The sequence below is a fragment of the 'Nostoc azollae' 0708 genome (genome assembly GCF_000196515.1).
GTDB lineage: Bacteria > Cyanobacteriota > Cyanobacteriia > Cyanobacteriales > Nostocaceae > Trichormus_B > Trichormus_B azollae.
Genome location: NC_014248.1, coordinates 3,574,039 through 3,590,733, shown reverse-complemented (window position 1 = coordinate 3,590,733; position 16,695 = coordinate 3,574,039). Strand labels below are relative to the sequence as shown.

Genomic DNA, 16,695 nt, shown 5'->3' with positions numbered 1-16,695 from the left:
TCTATTGTTCATTAAACCTTTGTCATAATTGCTCATTAAACCAGGGATTCACCCTGGTTTTTTGTTAAGCTATTACTTTTATAAGCAAATTGAGTTAACATAAATCCCATGACAGAGACCAATCTTCCAGATTTAATTCAGCAAATGTTAAAACCTGGATTCTATTCTCATCCAGTCACAGAACCTATTGAATTAATACAAACTCACGTTTCTTATGTGCTACTAACTGGGGATTATGCATACAAACTGAAAAAACCTGTAAATTTTGGCTTTTTAGACTACTCCACCTTAGAAAGGCGACAACATTTTTGTCACCAAGAGTTACGCTTAAATGAACGAGGAGCAGGTGAACTATACTTGGAAGTTTTACCTGTGACTTTAGAAGGAGAAAAATATCATTTAGGAGGTACAGGAGAGGCAGTCGAATATGCCCTGAAAATGCGGCAATTTCCCCAAGAAGCCCTCTTCAGTGAACTTCTTGCCCAAAACAAATTAAATGAGACTGATTTGGAAGAATTGGGACGATTGGTAGCTGAATATCATGCTCAAGCCCAGACAAATGATCACATCCGGAGCTTTGGTGAAGTATCACAAGTGCGGTTGGCTATTGATGAAAATTACGAACAAACCCTAAAGTATATTGGTGCTCCTCAGACACAGGAACGCTTTGCACAAACAAAAGCATATACAGATAACTTTTTTGACCAACGTCCAGAATTATTTGTTATTAGAATTGTCAATAACTATATTCGTGAATGTCATGGGGATTTACACCTGAGAAATATTGCTCGATGGCACGACAAAATTATGGTGTTTGACTGCATAGAGTTCAATGAGCCATTTCGCTTTGTGGATGTCATGTATGATGTGGCATTTACGGTAATGGATATAGAAGCAAAAGGCCGAAAAGATTTAGGTAATGCCTTTTTGAATACTTATGCAGAACAAACTGGTGATTGGGAAGGTTTACAGGTTTTACCTTTGTATTTAAGCCGTCAAGCCTATGTCCGGGCTAAAGTGACTTCGTTTTTATTAGATGATCCAAATTTACCCGCGAGTGTGAAGGAAGAAGCAGGAAAGACTGCATCTGCGTATTATTGCCAAGCATGGGATTATACTATACCTAAGCAGGGTCAAGTGATTTTGATGTCAGGGTTATCTGGTTCTGGTAAAAGTACAACAGCTAGATATTTGGCTCGGAAATTAGGTGCAGTTCATCTCCGTTCTGATGCCGTCAGAAAACATTTGGCTGGTATTCCTCTGCTAGAACGTGGTGGTGATAAAATATATACGCCAGAGATGACACAGAAGACTTATAACAGGTTGTTGACATTAGGGATTTCACTTGCTAATCAAGGTTGGTGTGTAATTTTAGATGCTAAGTATGATCGTCAACATTTGCGACAGGAGGTGATAACACAAACACAACAAAATCAATTACCTTTACAGATTATCCACTGCACTGCACCAATAGAAGTATTACAAGAGCGTCTTGTTAACCGTACTGGTGATATTGCTGATGCTACTGCGGATTTATTGGTATCTCAAATTAAACAAGCTGAACCTTTTACAAATCAGGAACAACCATACCTGAAAATATTGGATACGACTCAATCATTGGAAGCACAATTATAGCAAGTGACAGGTGACAGAAGTAGAGAGATATATTCATTATTATTTCCTGTTGCCTATTTTTTGAATTTTGTGCCTCTTCCAGAGGAAGTATGTCTACGATACACTACGTGAACATTAATGCTCAGCCTGCTGTAAGCTCTATTTTGAAGCTTGGATTCTCAAGATTATGGCATTTAACAAGAATATCCTCAGTGAAATATTATCTTCTTATCCAAACTTTTTTTCCCAACTAGTATTTGGTTTTCTCTTAACAATTATTTCTAGTTTTACAGGAGCTTCATTAATACTGAGTTTCTTTATAGGTATTATGGGTGGTGTTGCTTTAGGTTGGTTTACAGCAGTCAACGAAAATAAACCCCAGATACCAGATGTAGCTTCTAATGATGGCATTGATGCAGCACTTAAATACTGGTTAGTTTTTATGTTTGGCTTTGTGTTTATTGGTTATTCAGCACCAATAAGTATTTTATTTGGAGGATTTGCTGCTTTCGGTGGCGGCTGGATTATTGCTTGGTGGAGAAGTAAAGAAGCAACCAAAACTCAGCTATCAGATGACCTGGTACAAGTAGATATTGAATATCCTGATGAGAGACGTATTTCACGAAACAAAAGAATATCTACTCGTCGTTTTCGTCGTCCTAGTAGAAGTTTTAGTTTTAGATTTTGGCAAAAGTAAGATTGCTAATTAGGCATTGGAGTAAATTAGAAATTACGAATTAGAAGTTACGAATTATGTTTCTATATCTTTCTAAATTATTGCCTCGGTTTTTTTATCCTCTGGATTTAGCCTGTGTTAGTTTAATAGTTGCTTTAGTGAGTTTGTGGAAACGACCAAAGATTGCGGCGATGGCAATTTCTCTATCTTTAACTTTATTGCTGGTTTGTGGTAATGCTTGGGTGGCTAAAAATCTTGTGCGATCGCTAGAATGGCAAAATATCCCATTGGCTGAAATACCGCAAGCAGAAGCTATTGTGGTTTTAGGTGGTGCGACTAAATCAGGTGTCTGGCCTCGTCCCACTGTTGATTTAAGTGAATCTGGCGATCGTGTTATTTATGCAGCTCAACTCTATCGCCAAAAAAAAGCGCCTATAATTGTCTTGAGTGGTGGTCGTATAGATTGGCGTGGTAGTGCTTCTCAAGAATCTACTGATATGGCTGCCATTTTGACATCTATTGGTATTCCTTCCGAGGCGATTATTCAAGAACCCGATTCTTTAAATACCTATCAAAATGCGGTAAATGTCAAAGAAACCCTCGAAAATCGCGGAATTAAAAAAGTATTGTTAGTAACATCAGCCATGCACACACCGCGAGCGCTCAAAATATTCCAGCGTCAAGGTATTGATGTTATTCCTGCACCCACAGACTTTCTAGTTAGCCAAGGAGAACTTCAGGAACTTACCAGCAGTCCCAAAGGCGCTATACTGAATTTATTACCAGATACCACTAATTTGTATCAATTCACCAACGCTTTAAAAGAATATATTGGCAGTGTTATTTATAGTTTACGGGGTTGGTTGTAAAAATTAAAAATTAAAAAACTTCTGATGATTATCAATCATCAATTACCAATGAAAGAACTACCTTATATTATCCCGTCACCTCAGACGGAAACTCAGGATATCTTTGTAGTTCACCAAACAACAGTAGAATTTTACCACGAAGTTCGGACTCGTTCTGAATTTAAACGCTATTGTGAATGGTACTACACAACTGCAGCCCAAAACCGTAGAGATTTAGAAAAAATGCGCGGCGAACCAAATATCATGGGGTGGTTTCGTCGCCGCTAAAAGATGAATTAAGAATACAGGACTTACGGAACTGGCACAAATAGCGGGCGGGATGTAGCCCTGGCACGCAACAATTGAACTCAAACCAAGCACATAGGAAGACTTGGGCGTTTTAATCGCTGAATTAAATAATTAGAAAGGAATCTATGCTTGTTTTGATAAATAGTTTGACCAGTTTAATAGGCTAAATTCTTTAACCTAATCCAAACCAACATTGCACAAGCAATATGATTTCTTTGAAGCCTAGCTTTACGACATTGACAAGATTGAAGGCCAGTTATTTGTTTAATCTCTCGGTGAAAATCCTCGATTTTTCAACGAATTTTACATACCTCTTGTACAACATTCGTAGAACTTTGAGATAAATCCTTAGTAGCGACATAATCCGTTCTGTTGCTAGAAATAGCAACCCGGAGTAGTTTCACTTTTTTCTGAGCGGGAAACCCTTTAATTTTTATTAATTTACCACATTCTAACTCTTCAGTACTCCATTCTCATAATTCAATAGGGTTATCTTTTTCTTTGGCAAATGTATCATCAACTAACCGATCCCTTTTTAAAGGGCAATAATAAATTTAAATTTTGTCTAAGCTATCAATATACAACATTAAACTGTTTACCGCATACCATGTGTCCATCAAAACCGTATTAAATGGAAAAAGCTGATGATACACCAGGTTTTGCAGCATATCTTTCACATCATCTATCTTGCTTTTACCATCCACATCAGTATTAAAAATGCGGTAATCTATTACCCAAAATCTTTGAAATTTAGGATTCACATATACACAACTGACTACACCAATTTCTTGGAGTATGCCATGTTCATTACCACTATATTGTCTCCTCACCATCTCTATTTCTTCAGAATATCTTTTGTCTAAAACACTATCATCAAATATGATATACCCATTACCATCAGGTTCTACTACCTCTTTCACCTTATCCCATAGTAAACGAGATGTTAACTTTTCGGTTTTTAAATAATAGTTAATTGCATCATGGCTAATACTTCCTAAATGCTCTGCTAAATTAGTAATTGTATATATAATTAATTTGACTACTCCATAAGTATTGGTAGTAATCAACTTTAGTAAATCTCATTACCTTCAGCAACATTTATCTAATACAATCTCCTACCTATTTTCTCATGAATATTTCAATAATGTTTCCTGTTGCAGCTACTTCTTATGGGTTGATAAAGCTTTCCATATCCGATTCATTTAATACCGACGTACTATATTCACCCATCGCCTGTGCCAGTTCCCTAAGTCCTGGAATATATAGGAATCCGATTTGATTACTGATAGCGCAGCGTGGCCTAAGCCATATTTACTTGTGTAGGCAAGCAAAAGACAATAGGCAAAAGGGTTTTAGAGGATCCACTTGTACTGAATTTTGTATGGCTACGCCACGCTGCGCTATCAGTAATCAAATCGGATTCCTATATTTAAAGTAAGTATTGAAAATAGAAAATATAGGAGTCAGAATAATAACGGATTTTCGAGTTAAATTTGATGATTTTGATATAAAAAATCGCTTTTCTCTATTCCTGGTAAAAAAAAATTCTGACTCCTGACTCCTGAATTCTTACCATTTAAATTATTTCTAATTCACCCTCACGTAAATGAGCTTTAAATTTTTTACTAAACTCAACTAGCACCGGCAAATTAGCACTTACAGGTCTGCCTTGCCATTGGGTGACAATAGCAGAAATTTCGCCTTCTGTGCCTTTGAGGTCAAAAGCTTGACCGCGATGTTCAGGATGATGATAAACTACTACCGATTCTTTAACACGGACGCGATCGCCAACTTTCATAACATTACTTACACTTAACTTTTGCTGTTCCACAACCATCTGTCATTGTTTTTAGCTATCAAGTAATTACTCAACAGCTATCCCTCACTGAATTTGCTTTAATGAACTATTTCTCCAGATAGACTATTGCTGCTATCAAGAGTTAGATGGTCATTTTCAGCACTAAGCGGACTCTATTGCTGATTTTTCACGCTTGGCTGATTTTACCATATCTCCACGTTGGCGAAATATTTAGCTTATTCGGGTTCTGGGCAGAATTGCTGCATTTGTTGGGGAAGTTGCCGACAAACCCGCCTAAGAGACTCTGGTTCAAGCTGCCACCAAGCAAATAAACCCAAACCTGTACTTCCCATCACCAAAGCCAAAAATCCTCCTAAGAGGACTACCAATTGACTCCGACTGGTTTCTTTAACTGGATTTAGGGCTGGTTTTTCTGTCAAATCTAAATTCAATAAAGCTTGAGAACTTTCCGCCAATGATTCTACAGTTGATATTTCCAGTTCCGAAGTTTCTCCCTCCGCTGCAGTGATTGCTAGTTCCTCTGTTTCCGTAGGTTCTACTACCAGTGGTGTGGGTGTAACAGGAACTAAATAAGCTTGGGATATGCGACATAGAGTGAGAACAACAGATATATTATCTTGACCATTTTTTTTATTTGCCAGCTTGACCCAGTGATGGGCAGCATCTTCCACAGTCAATTTACCTGTTAAAACTGGCACAGCATAATTTTGCCAAGTTTTTTCTACCCACTGATGATCACTTAAACCATCGGAACACAATAATAAAATTCCGTCTTCTTCCAAAATCAAGCGTTTAATAGAAAAGTTGAGAAACTCAGCTTCTTTTGTACCTAACGCTTGGGTGAGAGCATTAGCATGATCAGTTTGCATTACTTGGCGATACAAACTTTGACCAAAGCAAACTTCCCGCGTAGCTATATCATCATCTATTGTCAATAACTGGCAATAATTGGCAGTTATCCAGTAAGCACGACTATCACCAATATTGGCTAAATAAAGTTCATGGGTATTTTCTGACTCCCACCCTGAATTTGTGACTATTCGTTGGGGTAATTGTATCGCCATGACTAAACTTGTTGCCATGCGTTCTCTACCTTGACGGTTTTGTTCGTCATTGCGAGACCAAATCATATTATTGACTACCCGCAAGCTGGCTTCTAGTTGTTGCTTTAACAAGTCTGGAGGAAGAATTTCTGTTTGTTCTGCCACATTGTTTAACAAGGCACGGGTTTGTAGTTTCAGAGACTGTACTGCTAACTGACTGGCCACTTCTCCACCTTCATGGCCACCTATACCATCACAAACAATTGATAGATGTGGGTTTAAATGCTTATCTGTGAAGTGACTCGAGTTACTGGGATAGCAGGCATCCTCATTGTGTTTCATCATAGGACCTGTATCTGTTACTCCTGCGACTGTCAACAATAGGGGTAACTCTGCTGCTGATGCTAGTAATAATTGATTGAGTTGATTGGCAACTGTTTGTAAATCTGCTCCATCCTGGCACATCTGCTGAATAATCTTACCTATCCCTGGGGCTATTTCTGCTTTTGCAACTAGTACCCACGACTGCCAAGATTGACCCAAATCCTGTAAGGTAAGATTTTCCATTGTTTGGTGCAGTTCTAACAGACGGATAGACCAACCTTGAACACGCAAATTATCTGGTGATAGCAAACTTGCTGCTACTCGTAATTCTAATAAACGTGTCCACAATTGGAGAATTTGCCATAGCCAGTACGCTTGTCTAACTGCTCTTGCTTCTTCCCAAACTTCGGTAATAATTGGGTAGAGATTTCCTGCGGTATCTATGGGCGCATTTTCTAACAGCAGAATATCATTTATATCAGATATGGAGGAATTAGTAAATCCGTAGGGTTGAGGAATGTGTAACTGTTCTGGATATAATTTGAGGTAAGGAATAACTTCTGATGGCAATTCTAAAGGGATATTTGGTGGTAATCCCGGTTGCGTATCCAGCCATATCTTTTGAGTAATTACTTCATATCTATCTGCTATCTTTGTTCCTGGTGTAATTTGTTCTGCCATTGTACCAGTAGCCCAAAGATACCGGTAAACTAGGGGCGTTTGACAACTTTTACATAAGCGCTCGCCTATATTGTTAATCGGTTGTTCACAATCTGGATTTGAGCAATTAATGATATGTTGAGTAGAAATCATCATAGATGTAAAAATTAATAAAAAGTAAAGTGCGATTAAATTTAGATGCCAACAAACAGACCAAGCTTTGTTTTCCGTAAATAGTGATTGTCTAGATGTAGTTAATCAAAAAATTAATAATTCAGATAAATTTATTACCCAGGATGGCCTTATGCCGACTTTTACCTTAATTTGGCTATTAGCAGGAATAGTTATCTGTTTAACAGAACTTTTTACCATCGGCTTTTGTAGCCTTCGTGATGGGAATGAGCGCCTTGGGGGTGCCTTTCTTATCTTACTTGGGTTTGAAAAGTTTATGGCTGCAAGTTATTATTTGGCTGTTACTTTCCACGTTACTAGTGGTATTTTCCCGTAGGTTCTTCCAACCACCACCACATAAGTCAAAAATTACAGATGCGGTATTTGGAAAAACTCTCACAGAAATTCTCCCTGGACAAACAGGAAGGGTACTATATGAGGGAAATTCTTGGCGGGCAAGATGTGATGATCATAAAGTCAGCCTATCACCTCAGCAAAGAGTTTATGTAGTTGCTAGAGAAGGTACAATTTTAATTGTTATGCCAAAATTTTGTATCCCCTGAATACTTCGGGGGATACAAAATTTTGGCATCCATGAGCAACCAAAAGGATTGAGAGCAGATTTTTCGTCAAAAATACTCCCCAAACAGGGAATGTTCCTAACCTTAGAAATGCGGTCACGAATATATTCAAAAAAGCTAATTCCCAACTTACGAGTAGTAGGAACAAGAGACATAAAAGTATCCCAAGTCTGAGTCCCTTCGAGAGTCTGAGTGGCATAACTAATATTCCCTCGCTGCACCATAGTTCTAGCACCTAACTCAGCCGGGTTATTGTGTAATGCTAATTCAGGATGCTCTAAAACATAAAGCAACTCAGAAACTTTGACCAGAGTTAATGGTTTTCGCTCATCCAATTGTTGATAACCACTGTCAGTGTGGAACAACTTCCAAAACTTATACCGGAGTTTATCTGCCGTTTGCTGACTGGGAGAATCTTAACAAGGGAGTAAGTCTCGGTAGTAATTCCAGAAATCATCCAGGAATTTATCTAAAACCTTTTGGTGACAAGCAATAAACGCACTTAAGTTCTTATAATTTCTTCCTCCATCTACCCAACACCAAACGATATTATCAGTCAGTAACTTCAATTGAGGAGCATCATCACAGACCAGAGTTTGCACCACTGGCCAATCAGTTTGTTGATGATAGAAAGCAATAGCTGCTGCTTCCATAATCCGAGTCCGTTGTTGTGAACCCAGTTTAGGCAGATGTGTATCCAGTAGGGTATGAAACTCTGCCTCACTCAACACAGTTTCTTGAGGTAATACTTGGAGAGCATTTTTCCATTTAGTTGGTAGTTGAAAATGCTCGAGCAAGTCAATATTCTCTAGGAACTCTAACAAGTTACCTTGGGTCATGTTACCCCCATAGTACAAGCTGATAATCAGGGTTTTTATTCCTAGACCGAATTCTCCCTCATAACCCCAAGGAGGTTCTGCCAAATAGGTTTTTCCTTCTCATGGTGAGTAGTATTTCTCTTTCCGGAATAGTACGTTATTGGTTGCCAGGATGATGTCTTGGATGATTACTTCTTCATACCCTTTGAACTGCGCCTCTGCTGGCAGTAATTCTTGGGGATATTCTAGTATTTCTTCTCTGTCTATTTTAATCCCAGCCTTCTTACTGCCTTTGTTGTCCTTTTTTAGCGTTTGTCGCTCTTTCTCCGATGAGTGATTACTTGTGAAGCCTTTTTGATTCTTGGCTTTTATCTTTGCCTGACCCTTTTCTCCCTTCAATCGGTTGTTTTCATCTCTTAACCCTTGATTTTCTGCCCGTAATTCTTTAACTTCTAATTGTAACTGCTCTATTAGATTCAGTAATATCTCTACTTTCTGACCCATGGATTCCCCTGCAATTCCTTTTCGCTCAATGCTTTGGAGCAATTCTGTTTGTGATAAGTCTTTTGCTAAAATTTTTTGCCTTATGTCTCATATTTTATAACGCCCTGTGTCCCACCCTCAACTTTTTCTTTTTTTCTTTTACCCCTACTTATTCCGCCGATACCCTGAAAATGTTGTCCATGATGAGTTCTAAATTTACTGGTTACTTAGGAGTGTCATCAAAATGTATCAATTTTTGTTATTACTAGCTTTAGCCTTTGGTGGTCGCAGTGTTGTACTTAAGTCCATGAGAGTGATTAATCAAGGCGATGAAGCCTTAGTAGAAATACAAAAATAAATTCAGACCTGGCTTAAACCCACATTCCACACTTCATTACTTCCTTTTGTAGTACATATACAAATGTAGAAATATCACAAAAAGTTACGTAGTAAACACATACTTAAAATAGTAAAACAATAGATAATACAGTAACAATTGCCAACAACTTAGAACTCGTAGGTATTGACAACAAATTCAGGAGAAAAGATAAGAAGATGAATCGTAATGAGCCTAAATTAAATAAAAATACCCAAAAATATGAATTACCAAAAAGAAGAGTTTCACAGTAAGAACTTTGATAACTTGGGAATAATAGATGAGATAGGAATTGTAGAAAGAATCAATAAGATATTATGAATAGATAGTAGAGAGAAAGTGAATACAGGAGAAATAGCTAAAGCAATCATTATGGACTAGGTTTTCTATGGCTTATTCCTCAAAAAGTTGAGGAATAAGCCATAGAAAATTCATTAGGAGCGCGAATTGAAGCTGAAGATTGAAATGATGGTAAAATAGGCAGAGTAGTGGATAAGCTATACAAATTAAGCTATACAAATATGGATTAACTAAATTCTTATTCCTAAGAATTGCCTTAGAAGTAGTAAGAAAATATGGAGTAGCAACCAAATATTCCCATTTGGGTTCAACCTCATTGCATTTGCATAGAGAGTATAATAATTAGAGAGGGCGGAAAATTCAGAAAGGAGTATGTGTCTGGCTTTTCATAGTGTTAAGATTAGGAAAGAGCTAAGGAAAAAATCACGGTTGGGAATAGTTACGGATAGTTCCTATCCATGAAGATATTGATGATCAATTCATAACTGACCTCATATCGCTAACACTTATGACATGGAGAAAACTAATTAACCAGTTCCTAATGTGACTAAACCACAAATAGTAAGAATTACTTGCGAGTGAATTCGGGAATTCAGGGGAAGTCCTTGTTGAGGTGCCCGGAATATGTTTACAAGTGTAATGACTTGTTCAGCAAAAATATCCTTGGTGGAAAACTCTTTGTTTCCTGCCTTTGATTCTAAGGTTAATTCTCCTTTACGTGGTTTCTTATAAGGTGTGCTAATATTCTTTCCTCCTTGATATGCTTTATCTCCTTCAAACATTTTGTTGTTATGGAACTTTTCTTGTTGCTCTCGAAATAAGCTAATATCACTGGTTGGGCTTTTTCTCCTACTTCTACATCGACAATATCTTTTCCTTCTGGTAAGCTCACAAAATGTGTCCTGCTTCTTTCTTCTTACCTGAAAAATACTTTTTTTGCTCCTGATTATCTGAAGACCTTGCTCGTGGCTGTTCCATGCTGTCGACTATTAAGTGAAACTCCGTCAATAGTTCTATCGCCATGGCATAATCCCTATCATGTTTTTCTAGCTGTTTAAGGAGACTAGCAAGCAAAACATTTGGTAATATCTCTAGCCAGTAATGAAATGTGTCCTTTGCTTCCGTTTTCCATATACCGAAATGCAGACCTAAAACCTCAAGTGTTGGTATTTTCCTCAAATAGAAGAATCATAGACATACCTCTTCTTTTATCTCTATTTTCCGTTTCCCCCCTCCTCCTGTGTGATTTATACTTATCTTTTTACTTTCTATCTCCCCTTGAAGTTTTTTATGCTGCATTTCACCTTGGGCTAACAAGTCTTGAAACTAATGGTTAGTTATTCCCATTATTTGTTTTGTACGATGTGGATATTCTTGAATATAGTCAATTTAGTCGATTTTTCCTTTTGGTAGACCCTCAAAATTCCCTTCTACCATTTTTTTGACACCAAGTTAATTTTCCTGACAGGTCTTTTGTCTCAATAATTTAGGACAAGAATTAGGAATGAACCGAGAAAATCCGACTAATATCACACAAGGATATTCTCATGACTATCGTCCAGACTGAAAACAATGTATATTAGATTTAATAGTAAGTAGTGACAGAGATATACCCTTATTTTTTAGAGGAGCATCAGGAAATGAATCAGATAAAGCAGTATTTGCTCAAATCTTGGTGGAGTATGACAAACAAATAGATTTTGAAAGTATAATGATGGTGGCTGATAGTGCTATATATAATATAGCGAAAGTAATTTAAAATTAAGCTCGAACATGAAATGGATAAGTCGAGTACCTTTATCTATTAAAAAAGCCAAAAACTTTGTCAAAGCATTTAGCAGTATAGAACTGAAACCAAGTCAAATCAAAGGATATAGCTACCAAGAAGAAGTATCTTATGGGGGAATAGAGCAAAGATGGCTATTAGTAGACAGTGCAGACAGAAAAAAAGCAGACTTAAAAGAAATTAACCCAAAGCATTCAAGAGGAGTTTCTAAAGATCAGTAAACAAGTAGGTAGATTAGTCAAAGAAGAATTTGAACAGACATTCTTAGCGGAATTAAAGATTAAACAACTGGCAGCAAAATTAAAATATCATAAAATATCGGACTTAGAAATTATTGATCGGTTAAATAAAGGACAAACAGTACTGTATCAAGTAAGAGGTAAACTAATAGGAAATCAGGAGTTAATCACCCAACATCATAACTCTTATGGTCGATTTATTTTAGCAAAAAATATTTTAGAGGCAAGGGAATTAGAAACCATAGAAATATTGAGAATATATAGAGAAGGGTAATCAACAAAAATAGGATTGAGAGTTATCAAATACCCGTTATTTTTCGCCCATAGTCTTTTTATGAAAGATCCAGAAAGAGTAGAGACAATGATGATGTTAATGGCATTGTGTCTTTTGGTTTATTGTGTGGGACAAAGACAATTAAGAATCTCGTTGAAGATGCAAAAACCTACAGTTAAAAACCAACTGAATAAACCTACAGAATCCCCTACTTTAAGTTGGATATTTCAGAGCCAGTGCCTTGGGCTGGTTCCCTGACTTGATTAGGGAAGCTCCTCGGAAAGAGGCAGTAAGGGATACTTTTTCTGATTACACGAGGAGTTCATAGGACTCTGAACTTGACAGAGGAACGTTGTCGAATTTTCCAATTCCTACCTACAGCTTGTCAAAAGTATTATTTATTTTCTTAGTTTTCAAATCTCTAATTCACTATTGTATAGTCTTGTATTTTCATAACTGATTTAAAAATTCAAATTCAACATTGTTGTCTAACTACCTTTTCTTAGACAATAGGAAAGCTGGAATTTTGACGTGCATAATTTATTTATATTTTCATGGCTACTGCATTTTTAAAAACTATAGTTCTGAATTTCCTGTAAATATAGTTTGTTTATGCTACTTATTAAAGTGCAGACTCTGGGTTGAATATGATTGATCCTTTTTTCGATAATATTGTTTACAAACAAACGATTCGGGAAAAGGTTTTAGATATTCCTCCTCAACAATGTGTCACTCGTGACAATGTTTCTATCAAAGTTGATGCGGTGGTTTATTAGCAAATTGTTGATTTGGAGAAAGCCTACTATAAGGTAGAAAATCTTCAATCGGCAATGGTGAACTTGGTCTTAACCCAAAATTCGTTCAGAAATGGTACAATTGGAATGGGATCAAACTTTTACTGCCCGCACCGAAATTAATAAAATTCTGTTACAATGATTAGGCATTTCTACCGGAACCTGGGGGAGTGAAAGTTACAAGGGTAGAACTGAGAGATATTATCCCCTCTAAGGCAGTGCAAGAATTAATGGAATTGCAAATGTCGGCGGAGAGGAGAAAAAGGGCATCAATTTTAACTTCTGCAGGTGATAGAGAGTCTGCTGTGAATACTGCTAAAGGTAAGGCAGATGCACAACTTTTAGATGCAGAAGCTGAACACAAAGCAATAATTCTCACAGCGCAAGCTGAACGTCAACAATAGGTTTTGAAGGCACAATCACTCGCAGAATCAGCAGAAATTCCGGCTCAAAAAATGAAAGCTAATCCTGAAGTCCAGAAAGCAGTGGAAGTGCTGTTGGCCTTGGGCTATCTGGATATGGGTGCAACTATTGGTAAAAGCGATAGTAGCAAAATAATGTTTATGGACCCACGCACTATTCCTACTACTTTGGAAGGCATACACTCTATTGTCTCTGATGTGCCAAGTGATTCCAATCCGCTGCTAGGAAATAAGGGATAAGAGGGTGTGTGTGAGGTATGGATATAATGACTTTCTACCTGTCACCTATTCCCTGACTAATTTCTTGACACTGACTGCATAAGCCAAAGAATTCTAAGGTGTGGTAAAAAACTTTAAATTTGTGACTGGATTTTAACTCGTTTTCCAGTTGATGGACTGGACATTGATGAATGGGTATGGAAAGACCGCATTGTAAGCAAGTGAGGTGATGTTTATCCTGCTGGGTTAAGCTATAGAGGGCTTCACCGTTAGCCAAAGTCCGTACTTGTACTTTACCTTCAAGTTTGAGGGCTTCTAGTGAACGGTAAACTGTTGCTAAACCCATACTCTGACTATGATTACGTAGTTCTATGTAGAGATCCTGTGCGGAAATGCCTTGTTTAATATTTTTTAAAAGGTTCAAAATGCGGTCTTGACTGCGGGTGCGTATAGCTCTCATACCGATTTGGGATTTTAGATTTGGGGTTTTAGATTGAAAATAGGGATAGTTAGGCTATTTTATTGATTCACTGATAGATTAACTGTAACTGCTTTGTGATCTGATTTTCAGTCATTTGGAGCATAAAAGTTATAGGATAGCGATCGCAGCATTCAGCAAAAAGCCTGTGCAAAGAAAATATTTAGCTAAGATTTTCGTCACGGTTCGGCCTTCAGTCTTAGACCCTGCTGGTGTGGCTGTACAATCTGGCCTCAAACAAATGGGATACGACAACGTGGAACAGGTACGTATTGGTAAGTACATTGAAGTCACTATCATCTCACCTGATGAGCCAAAAGCACGTCAAGACCTGAACCAAATGTGTGAGCAAATGTTAGCAAATCCAGTGATAGAAAATTATCGCTTTGATTTGATTGAAGTGGAATCACAAACGGGAGTGTTCTGACATTAGGAATTTGGGACTGGGGACTAGGGAGATGGGGGAAATGGGTAGAATAATCTGTTCCCTATTCCCTGACTAATGACTAATGACTAATGACTAATGACTAAATTATGAAATTCGGTGTTTTAGTTTTTCCAGGGTCTAACTGTGACCGTGATGTTGCTTATGTTACTAGAGATTTGCTAGGACAACCAACACGCATGGTTTGGCATCAAGAGACTGATATTAGTGATTTAGATGTGGTGATTATTCCTGGTGGCTTTAGCTACGGCGATTATTTGCGTTGTGGAGCGATAGCACGCTTTTCCCCTGTAATGCAACAAGTAATTGAGCATTCACAACAAGGCAGATTTATCATCGGTATTTGTAATGGATTCCAAGTATTAACTGAAGCCGGATTATTACCTGGTGTATTAGCAAGGAATCAGGATTTGCATTTTATTTGCGATCGCACTCCCTTAAAAGTTGAGCGTAATAATTTACCTTGGACACAAGGTTATGCACAAGGGGAAGTTATCACTTTACCCATTGCTCATGGAGAAGGGCGATATTACGCTGATGAGAAAACCTTATCAGAAATTGAAGATAACGGACAAGTATTATTTCGTTACCACGGTGAAAACCCCAACGGTTCATTAAATAACATTGCGGGGATTTGTAATCGTCAAGGCAACGTTTTAGGTATGATGCCACACCCAGAAAGAGCAGCAGATAGCGTATTAGGAAATAGCGATGGTCTGAAGTTATTTCAAAGTTTGTTGGGTAAGGCAGCAGTTTTAGTTTAAAAAATACCCGACTTCTCAAAGAAGTCGGGTATCTTAGTTTTTATTAGCTAGTCAAGTTGTTGTTAGTTTAGCAAGTACAAAATTAATTTTTCTACCTGCATCTTTTCGATTCGTAGCTAGTTCAGCAAAAAACCAAAAGCTATGTATGTTTAGTATTCCCGAAAATTTCCTCAACTCAATCCAAACACCCCATAGTGGCTACCATTGGGATGGTAGCAGTCGGCGTTTTTTTGAAGGTTGGTATTATAGAGTTACATTACCCGATATAGGGCAAACCTTTGCCTTCATGTACTCCATTCAAGATCCCATTGGTGGTAAACCTTACAGTGGTGGTGCAGCCCAAGTTCTTGGACCAGAAGATGAATATCTATGTCGTACTTTTCCCGATGTCAATAAATTTTGGGCAAGTCGAGATATGTTGGCATTAGGACATTGGGGTAAAACCAATTTACAAGTTACCCCCTTCTATCTCCTTCCTAGCGAATTTGAACATCATATTCAACAAGGCTATCAAGCTACAGACACTTTAAATCAAGGCATAATTAGCGACCCAGCCACAGGTAATTATTGCCGTTGGCAGTATGAAATTAAACCAATTTACGGTTGGGGTAATCAAAATAGCATTCAGCAATCAACCGCTGGTTGCTTATCATTTTTGCAGATATTTGAACCTGGATGGCAAATTTTGATGGCTCATGGTTTAGCTTCCGGTTTCATAGACTGGAATGGTAAAATTTACGAATTTATCAACGTCCCTGCCTACGGAGAAAAAAATTGGGGTGGTGCTTTTCCCCAAAAGTGGTTTTGGCTAAATTGTAATTATTTTGACGATACACCCGACTTAGCTTTAACTGCTGGTGGAGGAAAACGTGGTGTATTGTGGTGGATGGAATCTGTAGCCATGATTGGCATACACTACCAAGGCAAGTTTTATGAATTCGTTCCCTGGAACTCACAGGTAAACTGGGACATTCAATCTTGGGGAAGATGGCAAATGCAAGCTAAAAACTCTAATTATGAAGTGGAATTCAGAGGAATCACTAACTTATCAGGTACACTCTTACGCGCACCAACCAACCAAGGTTTCACATTTTGTTGCCGAGACACCATGGAGGGAAAACTAGATTTAGAATTGCGAGAATTAACTGGGAGCAAATCTAAAATTCTTCTTAAGACACAAAGTAATCTGTGTGGATTGGAAATAGGCGGTGATGGTTGGGAGAACATTTGGCAGTCTTCCTGAAACTAGTGC

The 16,695-nt window shown here is 37.7% G+C and carries 15 protein-coding genes and 5 pseudogenes; 11 read left to right on the top strand and 9 right to left on the bottom strand.

The annotated features are described in order from the left end of the window. Window positions 1–108: 108 nt before the first annotated feature. From AAZO_RS16765 to AAZO_RS16750, 4 genes are all read left to right on the top strand, one after another. Window positions 109–1,635, top strand: a complete 1,527-nt coding sequence (locus AAZO_RS16765; RefSeq protein ID WP_013192144.1) for a bifunctional aminoglycoside phosphotransferase/ATP-binding protein — start codon at window positions 109–111, stop codon at window positions 1,633–1,635. 166 nt (window positions 1,636–1,801) lie between these two features. After that, window positions 1,802–2,311, top strand: a complete 510-nt coding sequence (locus AAZO_RS16760) for a hypothetical protein (protein ID WP_013192143.1) — start codon at window positions 1,802–1,804, stop codon at window positions 2,309–2,311. Window positions 2,312–2,367: 56 nt separating this feature from the next. Next, window positions 2,368–3,159: a YdcF family protein gene (locus AAZO_RS16755; RefSeq protein WP_013192142.1), complete on the top strand. Its 792-nt coding sequence runs from the start codon at window positions 2,368–2,370 to the stop codon at window positions 3,157–3,159. A 48-nt stretch (window positions 3,160–3,207) separates the two neighbouring features. Further along, entirely contained in the window at window positions 3,208–3,426 is a 219-nt protein-coding gene (locus tag AAZO_RS16750) for a hypothetical protein (RefSeq protein WP_041643343.1), read from the top strand. An 80-nt stretch (window positions 3,427–3,506) separates the two neighbouring features. Here AAZO_RS16750 and AAZO_RS27090 read toward each other — a convergent pair. The 3 genes and pseudogenes from AAZO_RS27090 to AAZO_RS16735 form a co-directional block, all read right to left on the bottom strand. Then, window positions 3,507–4,530, bottom strand: a pseudogene (locus AAZO_RS27090) (IS701 family transposase). 493 nt (window positions 4,531–5,023) lie between these two features. Next, on the bottom strand, window positions 5,024–5,284 hold the full coding sequence (locus tag AAZO_RS16740) for a ferredoxin-thioredoxin reductase variable chain (RefSeq protein WP_041641130.1): 261 nt from the start codon (window positions 5,282–5,284) through the stop codon (window positions 5,024–5,026). 197 nt (window positions 5,285–5,481) lie between these two features. Next, window positions 5,482–7,446 (bottom strand): PP2C family protein-serine/threonine phosphatase, encoded by a 1,965-nt coding sequence (locus AAZO_RS16735; protein WP_041643337.1) that lies wholly within the window; start codon window positions 7,444–7,446, stop codon window positions 5,482–5,484. 151 nt (window positions 7,447–7,597) lie between these two features. On the opposite strand from AAZO_RS16735, the pseudogene AAZO_RS30995 reads away from it, so the two are divergent. Further along, window positions 7,598–8,027, top strand: a pseudogene (locus AAZO_RS30995) (NfeD family protein). Here AAZO_RS30995 and AAZO_RS38930 read toward each other — a convergent pair. Genes AAZO_RS38930 through AAZO_RS16720 form a run of 3 tightly spaced genes read right to left on the bottom strand, consistent with a single transcriptional unit; the run spans window position 7,967 to window position 9,367 of the window. Continuing rightward, window positions 7,967–8,410 (bottom strand): hypothetical protein, encoded by a 444-nt coding sequence (locus tag AAZO_RS38930; protein WP_228371257.1) that lies wholly within the window; start codon window positions 8,408–8,410, stop codon window positions 7,967–7,969. The pseudogene AAZO_RS30995 and the gene AAZO_RS38930 overlap by 61 nt on opposite strands. A gap of 51 nt (window positions 8,411–8,461) precedes the next feature. Next, complete coding sequence (locus AAZO_RS38925) at window positions 8,462–8,968, bottom strand: hypothetical protein (protein ID WP_228371256.1); 507 nt, start codon at window positions 8,966–8,968, stop codon at window positions 8,462–8,464. Window positions 8,969–8,983: 15 nt separating this feature from the next. Further along, window positions 8,984–9,367 carry a hypothetical protein gene (locus AAZO_RS16720; protein WP_228371255.1) on the bottom strand — a complete coding sequence of 128 codons (384 nt, stop codon included), beginning with the start codon at window positions 9,365–9,367 and terminating at the stop codon, window positions 8,984–8,986. 577 nt (window positions 9,368–9,944) lie between these two features. Here AAZO_RS16720 and AAZO_RS43935 point away from each other — a divergent pair. Next, window positions 9,945–10,365 (top strand): annotated as a pseudogene (locus AAZO_RS43935) (DUF4277 domain-containing protein); the annotation flags it as partial. A gap of 184 nt (window positions 10,366–10,549) precedes the next feature. Here AAZO_RS43935 and AAZO_RS38920 read toward each other — a convergent pair. Then, window positions 10,550–10,849 (bottom strand): transposase family protein, encoded by a 300-nt coding sequence (locus AAZO_RS38920; protein WP_266889605.1) that lies wholly within the window; start codon window positions 10,847–10,849, stop codon window positions 10,550–10,552. A gap of 61 nt (window positions 10,850–10,910) precedes the next feature. After that, on the bottom strand, window positions 10,911–11,201 hold the full coding sequence (locus AAZO_RS38915; RefSeq protein WP_041641078.1) for a transposase family protein: 291 nt from the start codon (window positions 11,199–11,201) through the stop codon (window positions 10,911–10,913). A 301-nt stretch (window positions 11,202–11,502) separates the two neighbouring features. Here AAZO_RS38915 and AAZO_RS43930 point away from each other — a divergent pair. Together AAZO_RS43930 and AAZO_RS16700 are read left to right on the top strand one after the other, a co-directional pair. Continuing rightward, window positions 11,503–12,731, top strand: a pseudogene (locus tag AAZO_RS43930) (IS1634 family transposase); the annotation flags it as partial. A 222-nt stretch (window positions 12,732–12,953) separates the two neighbouring features. After that, window positions 12,954–13,777: pseudogene (locus tag AAZO_RS16700) on the top strand (SPFH domain-containing protein); the annotation flags it as partial. Window positions 13,778–13,811: 34 nt separating this feature from the next. Here the strand turns inward: AAZO_RS16700 and AAZO_RS16695 are convergent. Then, the gene (locus tag AAZO_RS16695; RefSeq protein WP_013192137.1) at window positions 13,812–14,216 is read right to left on the bottom strand and encodes a Fur family transcriptional regulator; all 405 of its coding nucleotides are present in this window, start codon (window positions 14,214–14,216) and stop codon (window positions 13,812–13,814) included. Between the two features lie 166 nt (window positions 14,217–14,382). Here AAZO_RS16695 and purS point away from each other — a divergent pair, with 166 nt between their 5' ends. From purS to AAZO_RS16680, 3 genes are all read left to right on the top strand, one after another. Further along, complete coding sequence (purS, locus tag AAZO_RS16690) at window positions 14,383–14,661, top strand: phosphoribosylformylglycinamidine synthase subunit PurS (RefSeq protein WP_013192136.1); 279 nt, start codon at window positions 14,383–14,385, stop codon at window positions 14,659–14,661. A gap of 107 nt (window positions 14,662–14,768) precedes the next feature. Next, window positions 14,769–15,443: a phosphoribosylformylglycinamidine synthase subunit PurQ gene (gene purQ, locus AAZO_RS16685; protein ID WP_013192135.1), complete on the top strand. Its 675-nt coding sequence runs from the start codon at window positions 14,769–14,771 to the stop codon at window positions 15,441–15,443. Between the two features lie 145 nt (window positions 15,444–15,588). Beyond that, window positions 15,589–16,686 carry a tocopherol cyclase family protein gene (locus AAZO_RS16680; protein WP_013192134.1) on the top strand — a complete coding sequence of 366 codons (1,098 nt, stop codon included), beginning with the start codon at window positions 15,589–15,591 and terminating at the stop codon, window positions 16,684–16,686. Window positions 16,687–16,695: the final 9 nt, after the last annotated feature.

What these genes read in the sequence shown, in the direction of transcription:
- AAZO_RS16765 (WP_013192144.1), top strand. Translation starts at nt 109, where the DNA reads ATGACAGAGACCAATCTTCCAGATTTAATTCAGCAAATGTTAAAACCT.
- AAZO_RS16760 (WP_013192143.1), top strand. Translation starts at nt 1,802, where the DNA reads ATGGCATTTAACAAGAATATCCTCAGTGAAATATTATCTTCTTATCCA.
- AAZO_RS16755 (WP_013192142.1), top strand. Translation starts at nt 2,368, where the DNA reads ATGTTTCTATATCTTTCTAAATTATTGCCTCGGTTTTTTTATCCTCTG.
- AAZO_RS16750 (WP_041643343.1), top strand. Translation starts at nt 3,208, where the DNA reads ATGAAAGAACTACCTTATATTATCCCGTCACCTCAGACGGAAACTCAG.
- AAZO_RS16740 (WP_041641130.1), bottom strand. Translation starts at nt 5,284, where the DNA reads ATGGTTGTGGAACAGCAAAAGTTAAGTGTAAGTAATGTTATGAAAGTT.
- AAZO_RS16735 (WP_041643337.1), bottom strand. Translation starts at nt 7,446, where the DNA reads ATGATTTCTACTCAACATATCATTAATTGCTCAAATCCAGATTGTGAA.
- AAZO_RS16720 (WP_228371255.1), bottom strand. Translation starts at nt 9,367, where the DNA reads ATGGGTCAGAAAGTAGAGATATTACTGAATCTAATAGAGCAGTTACAA.
- AAZO_RS16695 (WP_013192137.1), bottom strand. Translation starts at nt 14,216, where the DNA reads ATGAGAGCTATACGCACCCGCAGTCAAGACCGCATTTTGAACCTTTTA.
- purQ (WP_013192135.1), top strand. Translation starts at nt 14,769, where the DNA reads ATGAAATTCGGTGTTTTAGTTTTTCCAGGGTCTAACTGTGACCGTGAT.
- AAZO_RS16680 (WP_013192134.1), top strand. Translation starts at nt 15,589, where the DNA reads ATGTTTAGTATTCCCGAAAATTTCCTCAACTCAATCCAAACACCCCAT.